Here is a 24,631-nt window from a genome sequence, read left to right on the forward strand (position 1 = left end):
CAACATATTAAAACAAAAAATGGTCTGTGAGGACACAGACCATGGCAATGCATTTGCAAACCCTACTATGGCAATAAAAAATAATATGCTAAAAAAACTCTGTGACCTTTGCGCCTCCGTGGTTAAAATACCTTAAATAAAATCTCCGTTTCCTCCGTGGTTAAATAATAACCTATCCAAATAAATCACTACTCAAATATCTATCTCCACGGTCGCAGGCAATAAATACAATTACTCCACTTTCTAATTCAGCAGCTAATTGTAAAGCGGCATGGCAAGCGCCACCGCTACTCATTCCAGCAAAAATACCTTCGGTTTTAGCTAGTTTTCTAGCCATTAAAGTGGCATCTTCTTCAGAAACATCAATAATTCTATCAACTCTAGAAGCATCAAATATTTTAGGTAAATAAGCTTTTGGCCATCGGCGAATGCCTGGTATAGAAGAACCTTCTGTAGGTTGGCAGCCCACAATTTGTATATTTTGATTTTGTTCTTTTAAAAACATGGAAGTCCCCATGATACTACCTGTAGTGCCCATAGAACTTACAAAATGAGTGACTCTATGTTCTGTGTCACGCCAAATTTCTGGTCCGGTGGTTTTGTAATGGGCTAAATAATTATCAGGATTTGCAAATTGGTTGAGTAAAAAATAATCGCCAGAAGCACCTTTTTCATCAGCATAATCACGGCATTTCTCTATATCTTCTAACAAAATCACTTTAGCCCCAAAAGCTTCCATGGTTAAGGTGCGTTCTTTGGTAGAGTTAGCTGGCATGATGAGTTCAATCTCCAAATCAAATAAGCGAGCAATCATAGCCAAAGCAATACCCGTATTCCCACTTGTTGCTTCAATTAAGCGCATTCCGGGTTTAATATCACCTCGCTCTATAGCGCTTTTCACCATGTTTAAAGCAGCTCTGTCCTTTACACTTCCACCTGGGTTATTTCCTTCTAGTTTAGCAAATATTTGGACATTTGGATTGGTATTCAATTTCTGAATTTCAACCAAAGGAGTGTTTCCAATTAAATCTATAATACCAGCCATCGCTATTTAATTTTATGCTTTTTTTTCTGAAACCTGTATAGAAGGTTTGTGATAAACTACTGAATCTGCCGGAACGCTTTGAGTCAGCCAAACATTTCCGCCAATGGTACTGTTTTCGCCAATCACTGTTTCGCCACCTAAAATAGTAGCTCCTGAATAAATCACTACATGATCTTTTACGGTTGGATGTCTTTTTGTACCAGCCATATTTTTTTCTACACTTAAAGCGCCTAAAGTAATGCCTTGATATAATTTTACATGATGCCCAATAACGGCAGTTTCGCCAATTACAGTACCTGTGCCGTGGTCTATGTATAAATATTCGCCAATTTGTGCTGCCGGATGAATGTCTATTCCGGTTTTAGAATGGGCGTATTCTGTTAAAATTCTTGGAATTAAAGGCGTGTTTTTGATGAGCAACTGATGCGCAATTCTATAAAATGAAATGGCATAAAAACCAGGATAAGTTCTAATCACTTCAAACTCGGTTTTAGCAGCCGGATCTCCGTCTAAAATGGCTTTTACATCGGTTTTAAGAATTCGATATAACTCGGGAATAAAATCAAAAAACTGATTGGTAATCACGTCATTATCACAGTGTATGCAGGCTTGAGTACTGTCTAAAATGGCTTTTAACTCTATTTTAAGTTTATTAAAAGCATTTTCAATTTCTAATTCTTCTTTATAAGATGCTTTGGCTTGCTCAGGAAATAATAGCCTAATTAACCTAATTGCCCACAAGGCAATTTCTTTATTAGAAGGTACAGCTTCTACTTTTTGCTGTTTATTAAAAATGTATTGGTAGAAAGCCTTATCCATTGATGATTGATTTTATTGATGCAATTTTAATGTTTTAAATGTTGACCGCAAGTAAAAATAGGGATTTGATTTTTAGAAACGAGTGGTTTAAGTCAACCTTAAAGGGCTTGGCGAGGTGTTTTTAAATATCAATTTCAATTTAGTGAAAACTACAGGGCAGCTTTTACTAAATAAGGCAAAATTTCTTTTTGAAAAGACACAAAGTTCTTGCGTACATCGCTATCACTTACAGAGGTGAAAGCAAATGAAAAGATGATGCTTTTACTTGATTTGATTAAAAATCTTAACCTTTCGGGATAGGTTTCAGAGTCGTTTAAATCTTCGATAGTAATAAACTCGGCGTAAAGCAAATTCTCTAATTCGTCAGAAAGGTTTTTCAAAAATTCTTGTGCATTGGTAGATTCTCTGATAAAATCCCAGCCAATAAATTCATTACATACGGTATAAGAAAGGCGACTTACTTTTAAAATCAGAATTTTAAGGTGCTCTTCTTTACTGATAGATTGCTTGTCTTGATGTACCAATTCATTAATGCTTACTTTCAAATAATCCATTAAAATGGCATGTAACACCAATTCTTTACTTTCAAAATATTTGTAAATGGTAGCCTTGGCAATTTTTGCTTTTTTTGCAATCTCGTTTACGCTGGTTTTATGATAACCGTATTTACGAAAAAGATCTTGAGCAGCTTTTTTTATACTTTCTTTTATTTTATCTACTTCCATATTAGTTTAAAACGGAGATTTGAAAACTGGTAACCGTTACTTGATATTGTTTTAATGGACGAGTTGCAGGTGCTTTTGCAGGCGAGCCATCACTTAATAAAAATATTGCACCACTGCATGGATCTGTTGCCGTAATGGTTGGATCACTCAGGTTTAACTGGCATTTGTTTAATGGATTTACAGTGCTGCAACGGTCATAAGCAACAATAGCTCCATCTGGGCGGCGGTATAAAATTAATCCTGCATATCCGTAACCACTAATTACCACTGCGCCACCAGCACCATTTAATCTACTTAAACGAGGATCGTTTATTGGGGCACTAAAATTTACAGGCACATCTGGTATAATATTAGCCCCATCTTTTGCGCAAGACAATAAAGAAAAGCTAAAAAATAGGATGAAACCGATATAAATTTTACTCATTTATAATTAAATGATTTCTGTTTGAAATTGTTTTAAAAAACGGACGTCGTTTTCTGAGAACAGGCGCAAATCTTTAATTTGATATTTTAAATTGGTGATTCTTTCTATGCCCATTCCAAAAGCAAAACCGGTATATTTTTTAGAATCGATGTTTACATTATCTAAAACGTTAGGGTCAATCATTCCGCAACCTAAAATTTCTACCCAACCACTGTATTTACACATTTGACAACCCGCACCTTTACAAATGGTACAAGAAATATCCATTTCTGCTGAGGGTTCTGTAAATGGGAAAAAAGAAGGGCGGAAACGTACTTTGGTGCCTTCCCCGTATAATTCCTGAACGAAATAGTAAAGTGTTTGCTTTAAATCAGCAAATGATACGTTTTCATCTACATATAAACCTTCCACTTGATGGAAAAAGCAGTGTGCCCTAGCTGAAATAGCTTCGTTTCTATAAACCCTACCTGGCATTAAAGCTCTAAAAGGAGGTTTCCCAGCTTCCATTAACCTTACCTGAACAGATGAAGTATGGGTGCGGAGAGCGTAGGCAGCCCCACTCCCAACCTCTCCCCCTGATGGGAGAGGAGCGCCTGATGACTTTTCTTTGTCGTTAGAAAAGTCGCCCTGCGCTTCTTCCCCCTTAGGGGGGAAGACTGAGATGGGGGCTTCTAAGAAAAAAGTATCCTGCATATCTCTTGCAGGGTGTTCTTCAGGGAAATTTAGGGCAGAGAAATTATGCCAGTCATCTTCAATTTCTGGTCCTTCTGCTACTACAAAGCCTAATCTTTTAAAAATCTCTACAATTTCTTTCCTTACTAAAGATAAGGGATGACGCCCGCCAATTTCAAAACCTTCGCCAGTAAGGGTTAAATCTTCTGTTGATGCAGTGTTTTGATCTGTAGAAGTGAATGTATCTTTAAAGTCGTTAAACTTAGCTTCTGCTAATTGCTTAAACTGGTTTAATACTTTTCCTAAAATGCGTTTCTCTTCTGGCGAAACGGCTTTAAATTCATCAAATAAATCTTTAATAATGCCTTTTGTACCTAAAAACTGTATGCGGAAGCTTTCTAGCTCTTCTGCTGTTTTGGGTTCAAAAGCTTCAATTTCTGTAGTGTATTGATTGATTTTAGACTGCATAGGGTGCAAATTTAACAAAAAAAGTCCCGTTTTTACGGGACTTTATATCTTAATCTAAATGTGATGAGAATTTTACTTTTGCGTTAACGATGGAAGCGACATCCTTTTTGCTTTTTTTGCAAAAAGATATAGCGGACAGCGTGTTAAAACGCCCAAATCAATATCGTAAGAAGCTTACCTACTTAATCACACCCAGCTCTTTACCTACTTTTATAAAAGCATTAATAGCTTTGTCTAAATGATGCTGATCATGAGCGGCAGACATTTGCACTCTTATTCTGGCTTTTCCTTTTGGTACTACGGGATAATAAAAACCAATCACATAAATGCCTTCTTCTAACATTTTAGCCGCGAAATCTTGAGAAAGTTGCGCATCATACAACATTACCGGAACTATTGGATGCACTCCTGGTTTAATATCAAAGCCAGCAGCTGTCATTTTTTCTCTAAAATATTTGGTGTTGTTTTCTAATTTATCTCTTAATTCGGTGGTTTCGGTTAACATATCTAATACTGCAATAGAAGCTCCAACAATAGCTGGTGCTAAAGTATTAGAGAAAAGGTAGGGGCGAGAACGCTGACGTAAAATGTCAATCACCTCTTTTGGGCCGGCCGTAAACCCTCCGGATGCACCACCTAAGGCTTTTCCTAATGTGCCGGTAATGATGTCTACTCGGCCCATTACGTTGTGGTGTTCATGCGTTCCTCTACCGGTTTTGCCCATAAAACCACTGCAATGGCATTCGTCAATCATCACTAAGGCTTTGTATTGATCAGCCAAATCACAAATTTTATCTAATTGGGCAATGGTGCCATCCATAGAAAAAGCGCCGTCTGTTACTATAATTCTGTGACGTAAATGTTGTGTTTCTTGCAATTGCTTTTCTAAATCCTCCATGTTATCATGCTTATAACGATAGCGTTGCGCTTTGCATAAACGCACTCCATCAATAATTGAAGCATGATTTAACTCGTCGGAAATTATGGCGTCTTCATCATTAAATAGAGGTTCAAAAACACCTCCGTTGGCATCAAAAGCTGCGGCATATAAAATGGTATCTTCGGTACCTAAAAAATCAGAAAGTTTTTGCTCTAATTCTTTATGAATGTCTTGCGTACCGCAAATAAAGCGGACAGAAGACATGCCAAAACCATGACTATCAATTGCGGCTTTAGCGGCAGCAGTCACTTTTGGGTGAGAGGATAAGCCTAAATAATTATTGGCACAAAAATTAACAACTTCTTTGTTTCCGTTCACAATAATATCAGCACCTTGTGGGCTGGTAATAATTCGTTCTCTTTTGTATAGTCCTGCAGATTCAATATCTTCCAATTCTTTTTTAAGAACGGGCTTAAGTGTTTGGTACATTGTAATTGATTTTTAGATTTTAAATTTAAGGAATCATTTTTGGATGAACTAATTAAATAAAAAAGAACTCGATCTAAATTATTGGATCACCCAAGAGCTATGAAGAAATATTTTCCTTTTTTGGTCCTTTATTTATTACCAATTGGTATTAAGGCTCAGTCTTTTACTGATTCTGTAAAATGGGTTAACCAATTTATAAGGGAAACAATAGCGGTACAAAAAGACCATGCTCAAATTGGTTTTGAAAATAGCGGCTACCTAAAGAATTCTTTGATTTTAGATGAAAAGCCCGAAAAGTTTTTAGGTAAAAACGTTGAAAAATATTCAAAGCTGGTAGATCATCAATTGATTTGGTTGTTTGAATCTTATGGCACCGTTTATTACACGCCAAAAGATGGGTATAAAGAATCTATAAAAGCAACCCGAAGCTTTGGTAAATACCCATCATGGGAGTTTAAAAGTGCTGTAGAAATGATGACAAACTTCGCCAAAGATGTAGTCAGATTTGGTGCTTTAAGCGATAAAAGTTTTGTTTCTCCTTTAGCTAATAATGCGTTCAATTTTTATACTTATGAAGTGATAGCGATTAAAGAAAATCTAGTTTCTGTAAAAGTAAAATCAAAGAAATTATATACGCCAACATTTGAAGGTATTTTAGAAATTGATAGTTTAAGTAAACAAGTGATGAAGCTTGATTTGCGAACCACAGGCAACAAAGGCATCAATTTTATTGATTCTTTAAGGATAAAACAATATTTTAAAACAGGACAGTTTTCGCCAGCCGCCACTCAATTTTTATATAAAGGAAAACTGCTAAAGTTTTCTTTCTCTGGTTCTGTTGAGGTGGATTTTAAAAAATGGTTGCCCTTAAATCAGATGCCTAATCATTTCGAAAAAATGGAAGTGATAAAGGAAGATTCGGCAGCATATCATGCAGAATTATTAGAAAGTAACAGAACTATTCCTTTAACGCTTCAAGAGCGGATGAGCTTAGCGTTTCAGGATACCTTGAGAAAGCGACAGCAATACAAAGATTTTACAGATTCTATTGATGGCATTGTACATAAAGCGCCATTTTTTCCGCTTCTTTTTAGTGATTTGGTTTGGAAGAGTAAAAACCAAAAAAGAGCAATTATTTTTGACCCTATTTTGCCAGCTTTTTTTTACAATACGGTAGAAGGTGCGGGTATAAATTATGGTTTTGCATTAATAGCTTATGCCCGAAAAGGGAAATATTGGTCGGTAATTCCTAAGATAAGATACGGACTGGCTAACAATGAGTTAAATTCTGATATTTCATTTTCATGGCTTTACGATCCTAAAAAAAGAGGATTAATCAATTTTAGTGCGGGAAGTACCTATGCAGATTTAAATCCGAATGGAACTTTAAACTCCCTTCAAAATACATTGAATACCTTGCTGTTTGAACAAAACTTCATGAAATTATACCGAAAGGAGTATGGTAGTTTAAGTATAGGGAAAGAAATTACTAAGGGTCTTTACTTTTCTGGTGGAGCCGAACTCTCTAGAAATTACTCGGTGCAAAATAATTTTGATTATTCTTTTAGAAATATCAAGGAAAGAAATTTTAGCTCTAATAATCCATTAGATCCTAATACGCAAACGCAGCTTTTTCCAAACAATACATCTTTTCATATAAACGCATCTCTTATCTATACCGTTAATCAGCCTTTTATCATGCAAAATGGGATGAAAACGTACAAATTGCCTTTAGGTCCTCGGTTTATATTGGATTATAGAAAGGGTTTTGCAGGTGTTTTCAACTCAAATTCTGATTATCATTTTATGGAACTATCTGTTCAGCAAGAAAAGCTAAATATGGGTTTATGGGGTTACGGTTCATATTCCGTTTCGGCAGGTAAATTTTTTAATGTTAAAAATGTTTATTATCCAGAATGGCGTCACTTTGTTGGGAATATGGCATTGGTGTTTAATCCGGGTTTAAAAAGCTTTCACCTGCTTAATTTTTACACTTACAGTACCAATCAATATTTTTTGGAGGGTCATTTTGAACATAACTTTAATATGCGCTTCTCTAATCATTTACCTATACTTAGAAAATTAAAATTAGAAGAACTTTTTGGTGGAGCATATCTTTACCAGCCTCAAAAAAAGCAATATTATGAACTTTATGCAGGCCTAAGAAGATTAATGTTTAGGGTAGATTATGCTTTTTCTTTTGATATTGAAGGGCAGTTAGATCACGGTATAAAGTTGTCTTACAATTTTTAATATAGAGTATATTTTTTTGAATGTTATCTCTAGATATTTATCTTAGTCTAAAATCCTATATGAAAAATAGTTTCCTCATTTTTTTTCTTCTGTTTATTACTTTAAATACTTCGGCACAAGTTTATACTTTAAGTGGTAAAATACTCGATAACCAAGAAAAAGCAATTCCATTTGCAACCGTATTTGTAAAAGGAACTACCAACGGAACAGCGGCCAACGGAAACGGAGAATACACTATAAAAGTAGGAACAGGTAAATTCGATATTATTTTTAGTGCAATTGGGTTTAAGCAGCTCATTCGCTCGGTAGAAGTTAACCAAAACACCATTTTAAATGCGCCAATGGAGACAGAATCGTATTCGTTAAAAGATGTAATTGTTTATGCTGATAAGGAAGATCCGGCATATCAAATCATCAGAAAAGCCATAAAAGAAAGAAAAAACTATTTAAAAGATATGCCTTCTTATACCTGTGATGTTTACATTAAAGGTGTACAAAGGTTGTTAAAAATGCCCGAAAAATTTTTAGGCAGAGATTTAAATAAAGTAGCTCAAGAGGCCGGTTTAGATTCAAATAGAACAGGGATTATTTATCAATCAGAGTCTCAATCAAAACTAAGTTTTATGCCTCCAAAAAGCTATCACGAGGAAATGATTTCTTCTAAAGTAGCTGGCAATAATAGGGCTTTTAGTTTCAACAGGGCTTCGGAGCTTATTTTAAATTTTTATGAAAATTATCAAGCTTGGGATGGAATAAGTAATCGTCCTTTTGTATCGCCTATAGCAGATAATGCCTTGTTTTATTATGATTATAAGTTAATTGGCACTTCGGTAGAAAACGGAGAGTTTATCAATAAAATTCAGCTTTTGCCAAAAAGAAAATATGATCCCGCTTACCGCGGATACATCTACATTGTGGAAGATAGCTGGCGAATACATAGCGTAGATTTTTTGATGAGCAAAGAATCTAACATCTCTTTAATTGATTCGTTAAAGATTAATCAGCAGTTTATTGCCGTAAACAGAAAAACCTGGATGCCCTCTAATATAAAATTTGAGTTTAATGGCGGCTTATTAGGATTTAAATTTGGAGGATACTACGTTGGTATTTACAATAATTATGATTTAAAACCTAAGTTGAATGAAAAGGATTTTAAAGAGGTATTAAGAATTACCAAAGAAGTAAATAAAAAGGATTCGGCTTTTTGGGTTGATGCTCGTCCCATTCCTCTCACACAAGAAGAAACCGTAAACTATAAAAAAAAAGATAGTATTTCTGCTCGCCGAGAATCTAAACCGTATTTAGATAGTTTAGATAAGGTGAATAATAATTTAAAACTATCCAAACTTTTACTCTCGGGATATAACCCAAGAAACAGGTATAAAAAAGAATTTTACAGCATAGATGGAATTTTACCTTCCGTTTTTTACAATACCGTAGAGGGTTTCGCTATAAATTACGGGGCAAGTTTTACTAAACGGATAGACACCTTAAACAACCGCTCCTTTTTTTGGAAAGGTAATTTACGATATGGTTTTTCTAATAAATTGTTTAGTGCAAATACGCAAGCCACGTTTCCTTTAGGCAAAACCTTTAACCTAAGAGTAGCTTTAGGCTCTGATGTGTTAGATTTAAATGATAAAGGAACAATAACTGTTTTAGGAAACAGTATTAACTCTTTGTTTTATGAAAGAAACTTCATGAAACTTTACCAAAAGAAGTTTACAGAAGCTACACTCTCCTCAAGAATAGCGGGCGGTTTAAACGGGAGTTTAGGTTTTGCATATCAAAATAATAAATCGCTTGTAAACACCTCAAATTATACTTTTATAGATCACAAAACCAGAGAATTTACAACAAATAATCCCTTTAGTCCAACCATAGACCAAGAGTTATTTCCGAAATATCAAAGCCTCAAATTAACACTTGCCTTAAGCTATAATTTTAGTAATAAATATGTCACTTATCCAACAGGCAGATTTTATTTACCTTCAAAATGGCCGGTGTTAACTTTTAATTATGTGAAGGCAATTCCCAATGTTTTTAATGCCGATGCCGATTTTGATTTAATGAGCTTAGGCATCAGAAAATCTGATGTAAAACTAGGTTTCTATGGCAATTTTACCTTTAGCGCAGTAGCCGGAAAATTTCTTAGCTCAAAAGCGGTGTACTATCCAGATTTTAAGCATTTTAGAGGAAACAATGCTTTGTCTTTTACGCCGGCGGCAAATCAGTTTTTATTTTTAAATTATTACCTAAACAGTACACAACAAGAATATTTTGAAGCACATGCCGAGCATAATTTTTCTGGATTTTTCACCAACAAATTACCCTTAATAAGAAAATTGAAACTTCAAGAAATAGTAGGAGCAAATTACCTCAGTACACCGATGTTAAAAAACTATACGGAATTTTATTTTGGACTTTCTTTTACTGGCATAAAAGCTTATTATGGCTTTAGTTATGAAGGAAATAAACAAGTAAATTCTGGCTTTAGGGTTGCTTATGGCTTCTAAAATGGCTTTAAACCAGCTATTTTTAAAAAATAACCCTTGTTTTATTGGTTTTAGGCTTCAAAATTTTGTTTGGGCATTTTAACACGCTTTTCGCTACCTGCCTGCCGCAGGCAAGGTATCTTTTTGGCTTCAAAAAGCCAAAAAGGATGCCGCTTCAATCGTTAATGCGCCTAAAAAACTCAAAAACTAGTTTTAAACTTACATTATTCTAAAAATAGCAATCAAAATTTCTTCAACTAAACAAAATATACCGTAAAACAGGTATTGGAAGCTTGTTTATTAAATAATAACTTTAAAAAGTTTTAGTTTATAGAGTTAATTGTTTTGGTTAAAAAAGGGGAGCTTAATTTGAGTTTAACTCCCCTTTTTTTTATTTAACAACTGTTATTTTTTGGGTGTAGAATTTTTCTCCAATCTTCACTTGAAGTACATAAACGCCATCATCAAAATTAGATAGATCTATTCCTTCAGAATATTTACCAGTAAAATTATCTTTCTTGGTTGCATAAACATCCTGACCAACTAAGTTAGTTAAGTTAATGCTTAAGTTTTCTTTCTTTAATACCTCAAAGTTTAAGTTTAGTATATTATTAGCAGGAATTGGATAAACTTTTAATCCTATTTCAGCGGCATCAGAAGGTTTTATTGCTGATAAAACATAATTAAAATTAGCAGAAGAACTCAAGCAACCCGAAGCATTTTCCACATCTACTCTGTAAACACCAGATACACTAGGGCTATATGTTTGGTTTGTTGCTCCATTTATCAGTGTTCCATTCAAATACCATTTGTTTGAGGCATTAAAATTTGAGTTTAGGGTTGTGCCTGTTTGGGTAATAATTGGTTTTGCTGTTTGCACAGGAGTTCTGCTATAATCTGTACAGCCTAAAGATTTAAACAACATGTTGTATAAATAGTAATAAGACGTTGTAATAGTAGTAGGAGTACCAGCGTTTTCAAAATATGCTCCAGAAAGAGAAATAATATTTCCCGGTGAGGTCATTGGTAAATTGGTTACGCCAGAATTACTTCTAAAAATAGTAGCTCCGTTATAACTAATTCCAATTCTGTAAGTTCCGGCAGCAGGAAATTGCAAACCTAGTTTATAACTTTTTCCTGGGTCGTTAATATCATCATCAACCAATCCATTGTTAATTACATCAGGCGTTGTTTTAGTTCTTATTACATCAATAGTTACAGAATTTAAGACCGTTCCTGTGGTGGTTTCTACTGTAAATGTAAGTTGCCCAGATTGACTTACGTATAACAATGCGCTATCTAAAACCATCGGAGAAGTAACTGTAATCACAGGCTTTGGTCCAAAATTTCCAGAATAAGATCCTCCGTTATACTTTTGTTTATTCTCGGCCCCAAGAAATGTTTTATAATCATTTAAACCAACATAAAACGTATTGTTTGTTGGTGCATTAGGAGTGAAATACGTTGCGTTTCCTGTAGCAATTGGAGCTTTAGAACTAGCTGATGGATACCAAAAAAGCGTCCCATCTCCTTGTCCGCCTAATTGGTAAAAACCTGCGGCATTATCACAAGCTATAACAGAAAGTGCCATAGGTAATGGCATTGCAGGCACATTAAATATTTTAGAACTGCTGTTATTGCTAATAATTACATCGGCTGTTAAAGATGTTCTGGCATCCATGCTGTATTGCTTAGAAGCTTCGGTAGTAAATACTCCTTTTAACGTATAGTCAACTTCATTATTAGGTGCCAAACTGCCGGTAAAGTTTTCCGTAATGGTTTTAATTACGGTACTATTGCTACTTAAAGTAACAACAACAGGAATGTTTGTTAGTGTTGTGCTTCCAAAGTTTTTTAGTTTAATAGAAACTACCTGATCTGTGGTGGCACACAAGTTATCATTGATGTTATTTAAGGCAATAACGCCGGCATCTGCACTTGAGGCAGTAAATACAACCCTATAATCTTGTGTTTCTCCTTTAGTGTAATTTCCACATGATGTTACCAATGCTGGGTTGGTGTTTTCTACTAACACCACTCTTAAAATAGAAGAATTTCCTGAAATTACATTTGCAGGAACTACTAAATTTCCAGTAAAAGCTCCATTAGCATTAATGATAGCAGAAGTTGCAATAGTCTCATTGGCATCATCAAAATCTCCATCTGAATTATAATCGATAAAAATTTTAGCAATTTTATCAAAATTTGCGCCACAAGTACCCATATTTACAGTAAACGGGTAGGTTTTTCCAGCTTCTAATTCTGCAGAAAGATTGCTGAAATCAGTATAAGTTCTACAAGTATTAGGCAATATATTGTTTATCGAGGATAACTGAAACTGATCTATTCTAGAATCATTAGATGATGTTGGCGTAGAAACACAATAAGTTTTACCCCCAATTCCTGATGCCAGCACTGAATAATTTTGAGGTCCTTTTGTTAAAGCTCCTTTATGAGAAACTCTAATGGTGTAAGCTTGCCCCGGAATTGCATCTGTTACATAAATTTGTTCTACATTATCTACCACATTATCTCCGGTTGTAGCCGCTGAAGTAGGCGCATCTGGATTTAATTTAAATGGAGACAAAGTAGTTGCGCCTTTAATCAATTTTAAATCTAAATCGTTAACCAGTTTAGGGACTCTGCTATTTAAAGTTCCTGTAGCTGTTGGAGTTCCTTCAGGGTCGGTCCAGCAAATAGTCACTTTTAAAGGCCCGTAACCAGAAGTAATGATTTGAATATCTTGGGTTTCTCCTTGAGCAAGGCTTTTTTCGGAAATTAAACTGGTAGTTGTATTTTGTTTGATGTGGGTTGCCGCTCTTTCCATATTTAATAATCCCCAACCAAAAATATAATCAGGTCCAACGCTAGTTCCAGCTTCATCAGCAGTTTGTATCACTAAACCTTTTAAAGTGGCAGATCGCATTAAATTACCTTGGTTAAGTTTAGAATAATATTCTTGAAGTAATACTAATGAGCCACTTACATTTGGTGCAGACATTGATGTGCCTGAAAGTGTGGCGTATGATTTTGTATCAGCATTGCTGGCTGAAGTAAGGTTTACGCCGTCAGCTACAATATCTGGTTTAATTCTGCCGTCATCTGTTGGGCCCCAGCTACTAAATGATGAAATTTTAATTTCTGAAGGGTTTGAGGACCCAAATGGTAAGCCAGATACTGCGCCAACAGTTAAAATGTTTTTTGCAGTTCCGGTGGTGGAAATAATGTCATAACTATTGTTAAAACTAATATCAGAAGGTCTGTTCCCTTTATCAACTAAAACAGTAGGCGAGATGCTGCTGTATCCCCAGTAATTTGATCCAACCGCAGGGCCAGTTTCGCTTCTGTTGTTTCCAGATGATTTTACTGGTAAATAATAAGGTGCATTATAACATATAATGTCCCAATCTCTTGTTAAAGCGTCATAAAAGCCAAATTTATAATCTTCTGTAGCGTTAAATAGACCATACCATTCCCATCTTGCAGGGGCAGTCCCCGGAGGGTCTGCATTGTAATTCCATCCAGCAATATATCCATAAGAATGGTTAGAAATAGCCATGCCATTACTTGCAGCGGCAGTCATTTCAGTAATATCTGAATTAAAATCATAGGCAAAAAGTTTTTGTAAACCCCAAGCCATTCCCCTTGCAACAGAATAAACGCCGCCTGCCGCTATTGTACCTGCAACATGGGTAGCATGTTCACTTCCTGTTGGTGGAGAATCTTTTTGTTCTACTCTTCCTCCTGTAAATTCTTGATGCCCTGTTAAAATAGATCCACCGTCCCAAATGCCTATTTTCCCAATTAAATTAGCACTAGATCCATTTAGTGATAAGCCTAATGAGCCGCCAGTATAAAGGCTGTTTGTGCGGGTAGTACCAGCCGCAATGGTGTTATTAAAAGTTTTTAAATATAAAGGATGACCCAAATCATCTACTCCCTGAAGTGATAAAATAGAGCCATCATTTCCTACACTAAATGTTATCCAATTATTTTGCTTAGCTAGCTCAAAAGCCTTTTTTCTATTAGATTCATTCTTTATTTTAAAATCTATTGAAAGCTGTTGAAGTTTTGCGAATTGTTCTTTTGTAACCAATTCTTTTCCATCTTGTGCAAAAGAGAGTGTGATAAGAAACGAGGATATAATAGTAAGTGTAAGTTTTTTAAACATAAGTTTGTTCTAAATAAATAAGCAACATTAAATATACTAAAAAAGAGAAGGTTAAGTTTTTTTAGAAGGTAAAAATGTTACTTTTTTATCAAAATAACAATTCAATTTTTTTAATGCTTTTTAAATAGATTAATTTAGAAGAAAGAAAGACTAATAGCCTTCTCTTATTCTTATAAACTCATAAAGATCATCAATAGGTTTTTCTATTATTTTCCCCATATTAATTTCATACTCAGTACAAACTTCTTTTAAGTTTTCTTTAAAATGAAAAGCTATGGAGCCAACAAAATGGCAATAAAAATCTTTGTAGTTTGGATAAGAACAAACATGAGTTTTAATAAACTCCTGAAATCCAATTTTTAGGGTATTTTTAATATATGGATGTTCTTGGTGTTGCCCCATAAATTGAGCAAAAGATGCCAAATAGAAATTAGGCATTGGTTTTTGGTAAATATTCTTGATAACAATTTCCTTATTTATCTGATAAGCATCATTAAAAAGGTTAATGATGTCTTCTGGCGCTCTTCGGTAAAGAAAATCTGTAATTAATGTTTTCCCAAAATAAGTACCTGAGCCTTCTTCGCCTAAAAGGTATCCTAAGCCATGTTTACTTGGGTGAATTTCATTGCCATCAAAAAAAGAAATGTTAGATTCTGTACCTAAAATACAGCTAAAGCCCGGCTTATCTTTGCAAGTGGCTAATGCCGAGCCTAATAAGTCACTTTCTACACTTATAAATGCGTTTTTGAATTTGGTGCTTAATGCGTTTGAAATAATCTCTCTTCTATCTGGACTACTGCAACCAGCACCAAAGAAATGGATCTCGGTAATGTTTTCGGCAATTTGCTGAAAAGGCTTGTAATGGTTAAGGTTTCTTATGATATCTTTTTCTGATAAAAAGAAAGGGTTTAACCCGTTACTATGATGTTTTTCTATTGATTTATCAGGTAGCTGTAAAATCCAATCTGTTTTTGTAGAACCCCCGTCTGCAACAAGAAGCATTTTAAATGTCTTTTAATAATTCACTGGTTAAAGGTTTCCCTAAAAAATCAGTGACATTATTAAATTCAATTACTTTTTTGTGATCGCTAGGGTCTAAAGAAGAAGAAAGCATCACTATTTTAACTGTATCTTTTTTTGGTGATTGAATGTCTTGAAACTCTACTAAAAAGTCGAAACCAGTTTTCACCGGCATTCTTATATCAAGGAAAATAATTTCGGGTAAGTCATCATTATTTTTAACCAATTCTTGCAAATAACTAATAGCTGCTTCGCATGATTGTTTCACCACAATAGATTCTGCAAAGTCGCTATTGTTTAAAATTTTTTGGTTAATCATGTTGTCAATGAAGTTATCATCAACTAAAAGTGCGTTTTTATACCTGTAAGTCTGCATCAGAATTTTTAAAAGAAAACAAATATATAAAAAGAAAACCTTAAACTTTTTATTCTTATTTGATAATTTTTTAATGAATAAAAATTAAATATTGATGGTTCCTGTAATTTCTTTTAAGGCTATTTCTGCTAATTTAGTTTGAAATAAAGCGTTGGCATACCTGGCATTTGCATCTATAAAATTTCTTTGTGCTTCTCTTAACTCTAATGGCACAATACTTCCTAGCCTATATTTTTCTAAAGTAATATCTAAGTTTTCTTTGGCTACTGCTACGTTAGATTCTTCTAAAAAAATTAATTGTAGGTTGGTTTGGTAATTTTGATAAGCGGTAAGTAATTGTGCGTCAATGGTTTGTTTGGTAAAGTCTAAATTATATTTAGAAGCTTCAATTTGTAGCTTCGCATTTTTTTCTAACCTGTTTTGTTGAAAACCATTAAAGATGTTTACAGATGCAGTAAAACCATAATTTAACCCTCTAGAATTAGATCTTAATGCAAAACCTGTTGGTGGCGAGGTAGAATTAGCGAAATTATAGCCAGAAGTAAGCGCAATCACTGGATACCTGGCTCCTTTAATTTGTTTTAAATTAAGTGCTGATATTTTTTGATTTACTATGGCTGTTTGTAAATCAGGATTTTGTGTGTCTGATAAAGCTTGTAGCTGATCATAAACTAAACTTTTATCAATGTTTAAATCTTCTTCTAAATTAAATACCGTTTTTAAGTCTCTGGCTAACAATTGATTTAGTCTTATTTTTCCTGATCGTATTAAATCTTCTTGTCTAAGCAGTTGGGTGGTATCTGCATTTAAATCAACTTTTGCAGCAAGTAACTCTAGCTTAGAACCTTTACCAATTTTGTATCGGCTATCGGCATTTTTAATTCTTATTCTTGATACTTCTAGTGCTGTTTGTGTGGCTTCTAACTGTTTTTGTTGTGTTACTAAATTGTAATAAGCTTCAATCACATCAGCAATTGTAGTTTGTATCGTTAGTTTGGCATTTAAATCGCCAAGTTTTTGTAGTTCTTGAAGTCTTTCATAATTGGTAAACATTTGCAAGCCATCAAAAATTCTCCAGTTTAAACCAACGCCGTAATTAATATTGGTGGTTTTTGCATTGGAAGCATTTCTGGTTTGGCCCGATGCTAAATCTACCTCACTAGTTTCTACTCGGTTATTATCCGTTAAATTTCCGGTAACAACCGGTAAAATTCCTGCATTACCATAGGTAACATCATTTTTGATGATCTGGCTTTGGTTATTGCTTAGTTTAATGCTGTAGTTGTTTTCTAAAGCAATAGTTACAGCTTGTTTTAGACTCAATTTTTCCTGAGCTTTTACCACACTAAAAGATGTTAAGCATAAAATGCTTAAGTATAATTTTATAGTCAATTTCATTGTTAAGCTTCTTTTTCTGCTAATTTGATTTCTTTCTCCGCTATTTCGGCTCGGCTTTCTTTATGTTCTTTAGACCAATAGGTGTAAATAGCCGGAATTACAAACAGAGTTAATAATAAAGAGAACAAGGTGCCGCCAATAATTACGGTACCCATACTCATTCTGCTTTTTGCAGCTGCACCTAATGCAATTGCAATAGGTAATGCACCCAAGGCAATGGCCAAACTGGTCATTAAAATTGGACGCAAACGCGATACAGAAGCTTCACGAATAGCTTGTGCCACAGGCATACCCCGCTCTTTAAGCTGGTTGGCAAATTCAACAATCAAGATTCCGTTTTTGGTAACCAAGCCTATGAGCATAATGGTTCCAATTTGGCTAAAAATATTCCATGATTGTCCTAAAAGCCATAGAGAGAAAAAAGCACCAGCAACAGCCATTGGCACTGTCATGATGATGATAATAGGATCTACAAAACTTTCAAACTGAGCGGCAAGAATAAGGTACACCAGAAGTAAAGCTAAACCAAATGCAAAAGTGGTGTTAGAATTACTTTCGCTAAAATCTCTTGATTCGCCAGCTAAATCTGTTGAGAATGAATCATCTAAAACTTTATCAGTAGCTCTTCTCATGGCGTCTATTCCATCACCAATGGTTTTACCGGGAGCTAAACCTCCAGAAACCGTAGCAGATGCAAATCTGTTATTTCTGTAAAGCTGTGGTGGGCTGCTTCTTTCTTCAATATTTACTAAATTATCTAACTGAATAAGCTCTCCTCTATTATTTCTTACAAAAATTGCACTCAAATCATAAGGATCGTTTCTTTTATCTTTATCAAACTGTCCAATTACCTGATATTGTTTCCCATTCATTATGAAATAAGCAAATCTTTGTGCACTTAAAGAAAATTGTAAGGTTTGCGCAACATCAATTACAGAAACCCCTAAGTTTTGCGCCTTATCTCTATTGATGCTTACGTTTAACTCGGGTTTATTAAATTTCAAGTTCACATCGGTATTTGTAAATGTGGGGTCTTTAGAAATTTCGTCCATAAACAAAGGCACTTTTTCTCTTAATTTTTCAAAATTTGGTGCTTGTATAATATATTGGATAGGTAATCCTCTTGATCGTCCAACAGATATAGTAGGTTGCTGGGTAACAAAAACTCTTGCCTCACTAAACTTTTTAGTGCTTTTAGTAAGTGCATTAGTAATTTCATCTTGTGTTCTTACCCTTTTATCAGGGTCTGATAATTTTATTCTGAAGAAACCTGTATTAGCAGCACCAGAGCCTGTAAAGCCAGGTGAAGTAACTGCAATATCTGCTATTCTTTCTGGAACAGAATCTCTCACTAATTCATTCACTTGAGACATAAAAGCATCTGTGTATTCAAAAGAAGAACCTTCTGGAGCTGTAATAGACATACTTAAAGAACTTCTATCATCTAATGGAGCGGTTTCTTTTGGTAATACTTTCCAAAACAAAGCGATGATACCCACACAAATAATAACTATTGGGAAAGCTATCCATCTTTTCTCTAAAAATGAGTTTAATGATGACTGATAACTTTCGTTCATTCTCACAAAGAAAGGTTCTGTTTTGATGTAAAAATTAGATTTTTTTGTGCCTTTCATTAAATAGGCGTTCAGCATCGGCGTAAGCGTAAGAGATACAAATGCGGATATGAGTACCGCAGCCCCAATTACAATTCCAAATTCTCTAAAGAGCCTCCCCACAAATCCTTCTAAGAAAATAACTGGTAAAAAAACAGCAGCTAAAGTCACCGATATGGAAACCACCGCAAAGAAAATCTCATTTGAACCTTTTATAGCTGCCTCAAAAGGCGACATTCCTTCTTCTAACTTTTTATAAATATTTTCTGTAACCACAATACCATCATCAACTACTAAACCGGTGGCGAGTACAATAGCCAATAATGTTAATACATTGACAGAGAAACCCAGCAAGTACATGATAAAGAAGGTTGCAATTAATGATACCGGAATATCAATTAAAGGTCTAAACGCAATGCTCCAATCTCTAAAAAACAGGTAAATAATAATGATGACCAATATTAAAGATATTCCCAAGGTTTCGGCTACTTCTATCACAGAACGCTCCACAAAAACGGTATTATCTAAAGCGATATCTAATTTAAAATCAGCAGGAAGTTCTTTTTTTAGTTCATCATAGCGTTTATAAAACTCTTTGGCAATATCTAAATAATTAGCACCGGGTTGTGGAATAATGGCAGTAGCCACCATGGGCGTTCCGGCTGAACGTAAAACAGTTTCTTCGTTTTCTGGTCCTAATTGCGCATAACCAACATCTTTTAAACGGATAACATTGGTGCCATCATTTTTTATAATTAAGTCGTTAAACTCTTCTTCATTAGTTAAGTTACCAACTGTTTTTACGGTTAATTCGGTTTTATCTCCAGATATTTTTCCTGATGGAAGCTCCACATTTTGCCTGTCTAAAGCATTTCTTACATCTAAAGGGGTTAATGCATAGGAAGATAATTTCTCAGGGTCTAACCACAAACGCATAGAGAATCGTTTTTGTCCCCAAATTTGCACAGAAGAAACTCCCGGAATAGTTTGCAATCTTTGTGCAATCACGTTTTCTGCATAATCACTCAACTCCAAAATGTTCCGCTTATCGCTTTGCACTGTCATAGATATAATAGGATCTGAGTTGGCATCAGCTTTAGAAACTACCGGCAAACCATCAATATCTTTTGGTAATGATCTGGCTGCTTGAGAAACTTTATCTCTCACATCATTGGCAGCTTCTTCTAAATTTTTATCTAAGTTAAACTCAATGGTAATAGAGCTTGAGCCTTGGTTACTTGATGATGAAATATTCTTAATCCCATCAATTTGGTTGATAGATTTTTCTAGCTGCTCTGTAATTTGAGACTCTACAATATCTGCGTTAGCGCCAGGATAACTGGTTCTAACAGATACCACAGGCGGATCAATGGAAGGGTATTCTCTCACTCCCAAAAAAGTGAAACCTATAATCCCAAATAACAGGAGTAACAGGTTCATCACTATGGCAAGAACTGGTCTTTTTATACTTAGGGTTGATAAACTCATGGTAAATTTCTTTAATTTTTTTAGTTGATTTTAACTTTCACAGGTGCATCTGGTTTAATAGCCATAATGCCAGAAGTGATTACTGTATCACCAACAGATAAACCTGAACTTACTAAAATGTCTCTTTCTGTTCTGATGTTAGATTCTATATCTACCACTTTAGCCAAACCATTTTTGCTGATATAAACCTGTTTCCCTTTTAAAACCGGTATTACAGCTTCGGTAGGAATTAAAATGGCATTTTTAATGTTTTCTAAGGGCAAACTTACATTTGCAAAAGTGCCTGGGAGTAAATAACCGTCAGAATTTTCAGCAATAGCTTTTAAAACTAATGTTCTGGTATTGATGTCAATAGCAGGTTCTTTTGCATAAACTTTTGCTTTAAAAACCCTGCTAGTTCCTGAAACGGTAAAGGTGATATTAGTTCCAATAGTTACCCTTTGCGTATATTTTTCGGGCACCGAGAAACTAATTTTTAAAGGATTAATGCTTACTAAATTTGCAATTTCTGTAGTTGGAGTTACATAAGCGCCATTGGAAATTGCTCTTAATCCAATTTTTCCTGAGAATGGAGCTCTTACTTCTGTTTTAGAAAGTTGTGCTCTTATCAATTGAGTTTGCGCCTGAAGTGATCTTAGTTCTGCATTAGCATTGTCATATTCTTCTACGCTAATTGCTTCAGATTTTAATAATTTTCTTGCTCTAGATTCTATTTCTGAAGCCAATTTTTCTTTAGTTAAAGCCTGTCTTAATTGGGCTTGTAATTCTCTATCATCAATTTTTAGAAGCAAACTTCCTTTACTCACCGTAGAACCTTCACTAAAATTAATTGATCGTACCAAACCAGAAATTTCACTTCTTATTTGTACTTGTTCATTGGCTTCTAAAGTACCAGAAACAGAAACTGCGTTAGAGAAATCTTGTGTAGTTACTATAACTCCATTCACATTCATGGCAGGTACGGGACCGCCTTTGCCAGCTGCCATGCCTTTGCTTGCGCTTTCTTTTCCTTTAGCTAATCTATTGTAAATTAAATAGCCCAGTAAAAGAGCAATAGCGGCGTAAATAATGTATTTGGTCTTCATTTTTTTTATATTTTTTTATCTTCAATTAGATTTTTAATCTTACTTATCGCCTGCATTTAGCAAGTGGTGTTAGATTTTGTTGTTTAAGACTTTATGGTTTTGTAGTCTAATATAACTTCATGTTGGTGTTTGTGTGTGAGATTGCCTTGTAACAATTCTATCGTTTTAAAAAATGTCTTCACATCTTCTTCCGGAATGTTCTCAAAAGCTTTAGCATTTAATGTTTTAAAAGAAGTGTCAATATCTGGTATTACTTTTTTTGCTTTTGATGTTAACTTAATTACTTGCTGCCTACGATCTTCCAAATTAGTTTCTCGATAAACAAAACCATTGCTGGTTAAATAATCTATCATGGTTACTAAAAAAGATTTATCGACCTGTAATAGCTCTGCTAACGCTTTTTGAGTTAAAGTTTCACGATGTTCATCTATCAATAACAAAGCATAATGATACCTTTCTAAAGGAATATGCTGAGAGATGTCACTAAACGCACCCAAATACTTTTTAGTAATTTGTATTAATTGATAAATTAATGGTTCTTCGTATTTTGACATATCGTTTGAACATCAAAATTATTAGTTAGTTCTACAGATAGTTGAAAGTATCAACTATATTACACTTTAGTGTTTAAACAAATTATTTCCGTAACCTCATCAAATTAATAACTTTGTTAAAAAATAAATACACAATGATTAAATCAAAATTCAAATTTTTAATACTCTCTGTGCTTTTTTTTATGACCACAAATTCTCAGGCACAAAACAGTGCAAACATTCAGTTTCAGGTTTCTTTTACTCAACCGCAAGCACATTATGCTGATGTGCAAATGACCATCACTAATATTAAAAAAGATGAGATTACCGTAAAAATGCCGGTTTGGGCTCCAGGTTCTTATTTGGTGAGAGAATTTTCTAAAAATATAGAGGGATTTGAAGTGGCTAACGCAGACAAAAGCCCTGTTGCATTTGAAAAAATCAAGAAAAATGCATGGAAAATTAATACGAAAGGAAAAACGTCTGTAACCGTAAGTTATAGAGTGTACGCTTTTGAAATATCAGTAAGAACTAGTTTTATTGATGCTAATCATGCTTTTTTATCTTCAACAGGAATATTTATGTACCCAGAGGGAAGCATTAATGAGCCTTCTTTGGTTACCATTATTCCACATAAAAACTGGACTAAAGTTTCAACCGGCTTAGAGCCTGTTGCAGGAAAAGCATTTACCTATTATGCTAAAAATTTCGACATTCTTTTTGATTCTCCAATAGAAGTAGGCAATCAAGATGTGTTTGAATTTAACGCTGCCGGAGTACGCCATGAAGTGGCTATGGTTGGTGGTGGCAACTATGATAAGGAGAAATTAAAAACAGATATGGCCAAAATTGTAGAGAAAGAAACTGCAATTTATGGCGAAAACCCTAACAAACATTATGTTTTTATTGTGCACCATTACCTAAGTGGAGGTGGCGGTTTAGAGCACTTAAATTCTACAGTTTTAGGTGCCAGAAGAATGGGTTATACAGATACTAAAACTTACAAAGGTTTTTTAAGTCTGGTAGCTCATGAGTATTTCCATTTATGGAATGTGAAAAGATTAAGACCTGTAGCTTTAGGTCCGTTTGATTATGATAACGAGAATTACACCACTAACCTTTGGATTGCCGAAGGCTTTACCGCTTATTATGATAATTTGATAGTGCAAAGAGCTGGTTTTTATACGCCAGATGAGTTTTTGAGCTTTTTAGAGGGTGATATCAATTTGGTTTACAATCAGCCGGGAAGTAAAATTCAACCTTTAAGTGATGCTAGTTTTGATGCATGGATTAAATCTTATCGCCCTAATGAGAACAGTAGCAATACCACTATATCTTATTATAACAAAGGATCTTTAATTGCTTCATTGTTAGATTTAGCTATTATTCACCAATCTAAAGGATTACAGTCTTTAGATGATGCGATGAAATTTGCCTATTTAGAATACTACAAAAAGAAAGGTAGAGGTTATACCGATGCCGAAATGAAAGCAGTTTTTGAAAAATTTGCAGGCGAAAATTTAGATCAGTTTTACAAAGATTATATCAATGGAACCGAGAACATAGATTTTCAAAAATATTTAGGTTATGCAGGTTTAAAATTGGTAGATAAAACTAGAGATTCAAAAGATCCTTATTTAGGTATCACCTTAAGTAGAGATGGTAAATCTGTAATTACAAATGTAGCCAGAGGAAGTGCCGCATGGAATGATGGATTAAACGTTAATGATGAAATTTTAGCCATCAATGGAGATAGAGTAAGTGATGTTTTAGCTTACATCAGCAACCAGGAATTAGGGGCTAATTTAGATTTTTTAATTAACCGCGATGGCTTAATTAAAACCATTAAAGTGACTTTAAAAGCAGTGCCAAATAAAAATTGGCAAATAGAACAACTAGAAAAGCCAACACCGGCACAAAAAGCGGTGTTAGAAAAATGGTTGAGTTTGTAAGAAAAGTAGAAGTTAATTTTAGGACACAAAAAAAGCCAACTCGTAAAAGTTGGCTTTTTTTATTGGGTTTTATTTTTGCTTAGAAAGTAAACCTTAAAGAAGCAGCTGGTTCCAAATCAAAAAATGGACCTCTAGCTAATTCTAATCTTGGGTGTAAATCTACAGATAATGCAAAAGGGATTTCTGGAATTTTCCATTCTAAACCTAAAATACCATCAGCTCCTAGCAATAAACCATTGTTATCATAATAATAACGGTCTCCAGCAAAACGTCTGTAATATCTATCACCTTCTATAGAACCAATGTGACCACCAATACCATAAAACCAGTTTACAGATGGTTCGCCAAAAGCTACAGCGTGTTTTTCATATAAACCTGTAAGTACAATAACTCCTGGTCTAATACCTAATATACCTTCAATTGCAGTGTTAGAATTGGTAAAGTGTTTAATGGTTAATCCGTTTTCATAGCCTCCACCTCTAATACCAATACCGGTTTTATAATTGGCTTGCGCCGATGATTTTGTTGAAGAGAAAACCATCAAAATGATGGATAAACTTAAAAGTAATATTGATTTTTTCATTATTTTGTTATTATTTTTTTAATCTGTTAGCAAATAAAATGCCAATACATTAAATCTAATGTGATTTAGAAAGTTGAAGAGCTAAAAAGCAAGTGTAAAAAGATAAAGTAGTTCTAAGTAAATGAACAAGTTATATGGCAAT

Annotated in this window: 17 protein-coding genes; 3 read left to right on the forward strand and 14 right to left on the reverse strand. The window is 34.4% G+C overall.

Features of this window, described 5'->3' with window-relative positions; translation table 11 throughout:
- Positions 1-172: 172 nt before the first annotated feature.
- The 6 genes from cysM to kbl all read right to left on the reverse strand — a co-directional run bounded on the left by cysM (position 173) and on the right by kbl (position 5,522).
- On the reverse strand, positions 173-1,045 hold the full coding sequence (gene cysM / locus FA046_RS14080) for a cysteine synthase CysM (protein ID WP_136827176.1): 873 nt from the start codon (positions 1,043-1,045) through the stop codon (positions 173-175).
- Between the two features lie 12 nt (positions 1,046-1,057).
- Positions 1,058-1,864 (reverse strand): serine O-acetyltransferase EpsC, encoded by an 807-nt coding sequence (gene epsC / locus FA046_RS14085; protein ID WP_136827177.1) that lies wholly within the window; start codon positions 1,862-1,864, stop codon positions 1,058-1,060.
- Between the two features lie 149 nt (positions 1,865-2,013).
- Complete coding sequence (locus FA046_RS14090; protein WP_136827178.1) at positions 2,014-2,589, reverse strand: TetR/AcrR family transcriptional regulator; 576 nt, start codon at positions 2,587-2,589, stop codon at positions 2,014-2,016.
- Position 2,590: 1 nt separating this feature from the next.
- Positions 2,591-3,013: a Rieske (2Fe-2S) protein gene (locus FA046_RS14095; RefSeq protein WP_136827179.1), complete on the reverse strand. Its 423-nt coding sequence runs from the start codon at positions 3,011-3,013 to the stop codon at positions 2,591-2,593.
- A 6-nt stretch (positions 3,014-3,019) separates the two neighbouring features.
- Complete coding sequence (gene pheS, locus FA046_RS14100; RefSeq protein ID WP_136827180.1) at positions 3,020-4,153, reverse strand: phenylalanine--tRNA ligase subunit alpha; 1,134 nt, start codon at positions 4,151-4,153, stop codon at positions 3,020-3,022.
- Between the two features lie 178 nt (positions 4,154-4,331).
- Complete coding sequence (kbl, locus tag FA046_RS14105; protein ID WP_136827181.1) at positions 4,332-5,522, reverse strand: glycine C-acetyltransferase; 1,191 nt, start codon at positions 5,520-5,522, stop codon at positions 4,332-4,334.
- Positions 5,523-5,621: 99 nt separating this feature from the next.
- Between kbl and FA046_RS14110 the strand changes: the two genes are divergently transcribed.
- A complete protein-coding gene (locus tag FA046_RS14110; protein ID WP_136827182.1) occupies positions 5,622-7,775 on the forward strand; it encodes a DUF5686 family protein in 2,154 nt (717 codons plus the stop codon).
- 59 nt (positions 7,776-7,834) lie between these two features.
- A complete protein-coding gene (locus FA046_RS14115) occupies positions 7,835-10,291 on the forward strand; it encodes a DUF5686 and carboxypeptidase regulatory-like domain-containing protein (protein WP_136827183.1) in 2,457 nt (818 codons plus the stop codon).
- A 370-nt stretch (positions 10,292-10,661) separates the two neighbouring features.
- On the opposite strand, the gene FA046_RS14120 is transcribed toward FA046_RS14115, so the two are convergent.
- The 7 genes from FA046_RS14120 to FA046_RS14150 form a co-directional block, all read right to left on the reverse strand.
- Positions 10,662-14,441 carry a S8 family serine peptidase gene (locus FA046_RS14120; RefSeq protein WP_136827184.1) on the reverse strand — a complete coding sequence of 1,260 codons (3,780 nt, stop codon included), beginning with the start codon at positions 14,439-14,441 and terminating at the stop codon, positions 10,662-10,664.
- 150 nt (positions 14,442-14,591) lie between these two features.
- Positions 14,592-15,443 carry an N-acetylglucosamine kinase gene (locus FA046_RS14125; protein WP_136827185.1) on the reverse strand — a complete coding sequence of 284 codons (852 nt, stop codon included), beginning with the start codon at positions 15,441-15,443 and terminating at the stop codon, positions 14,592-14,594.
- A 1-nt stretch (position 15,444) separates the two neighbouring features.
- The gene (locus tag FA046_RS14130) at positions 15,445-15,837 is read right to left on the reverse strand and encodes a response regulator (protein WP_136827186.1); all 393 of its coding nucleotides are present in this window, start codon (positions 15,835-15,837) and stop codon (positions 15,445-15,447) included.
- Between the two features lie 84 nt (positions 15,838-15,921).
- Positions 15,922-17,235: a TolC family protein gene (locus FA046_RS14135; RefSeq protein WP_136827187.1), complete on the reverse strand. Its 1,314-nt coding sequence runs from the start codon at positions 17,233-17,235 to the stop codon at positions 15,922-15,924.
- A 2-nt stretch (positions 17,236-17,237) separates the two neighbouring features.
- Entirely contained in the window at positions 17,238-20,336 is a 3,099-nt protein-coding gene (locus FA046_RS14140; RefSeq protein WP_136827188.1) for an efflux RND transporter permease subunit, read from the reverse strand.
- Positions 20,337-20,356: 20 nt separating this feature from the next.
- A complete protein-coding gene (locus FA046_RS14145; RefSeq protein ID WP_136827189.1) occupies positions 20,357-21,421 on the reverse strand; it encodes an efflux RND transporter periplasmic adaptor subunit in 1,065 nt (354 codons plus the stop codon).
- An 83-nt stretch (positions 21,422-21,504) separates the two neighbouring features.
- The gene (locus tag FA046_RS14150) at positions 21,505-21,975 is read right to left on the reverse strand and encodes a MarR family winged helix-turn-helix transcriptional regulator (protein WP_136827190.1); all 471 of its coding nucleotides are present in this window, start codon (positions 21,973-21,975) and stop codon (positions 21,505-21,507) included.
- A 134-nt stretch (positions 21,976-22,109) separates the two neighbouring features.
- Here FA046_RS14150 and FA046_RS14155 point away from each other — a divergent pair, with 134 nt between their 5' ends.
- Positions 22,110-23,906 carry a M61 family metallopeptidase gene (locus tag FA046_RS14155; protein WP_225870933.1) on the forward strand — a complete coding sequence of 599 codons (1,797 nt, stop codon included), beginning with the start codon at positions 22,110-22,112 and terminating at the stop codon, positions 23,904-23,906.
- 79 nt (positions 23,907-23,985) lie between these two features.
- On the opposite strand, the gene FA046_RS14160 is transcribed toward FA046_RS14155, so the two are convergent.
- Positions 23,986-24,489, reverse strand: a complete 504-nt coding sequence (locus FA046_RS14160) for a hypothetical protein (RefSeq protein WP_136827192.1) — start codon at positions 24,487-24,489, stop codon at positions 23,986-23,988.
- Positions 24,490-24,631 lie beyond the last annotated feature (142 nt).

It is taken from the genome of Pedobacter cryophilus, from assembly GCF_005116455.1.
In the GTDB taxonomy this organism is placed as follows: domain Bacteria; phylum Bacteroidota; class Bacteroidia; order Sphingobacteriales; family Sphingobacteriaceae; genus Pseudopedobacter; species Pseudopedobacter cryophilum.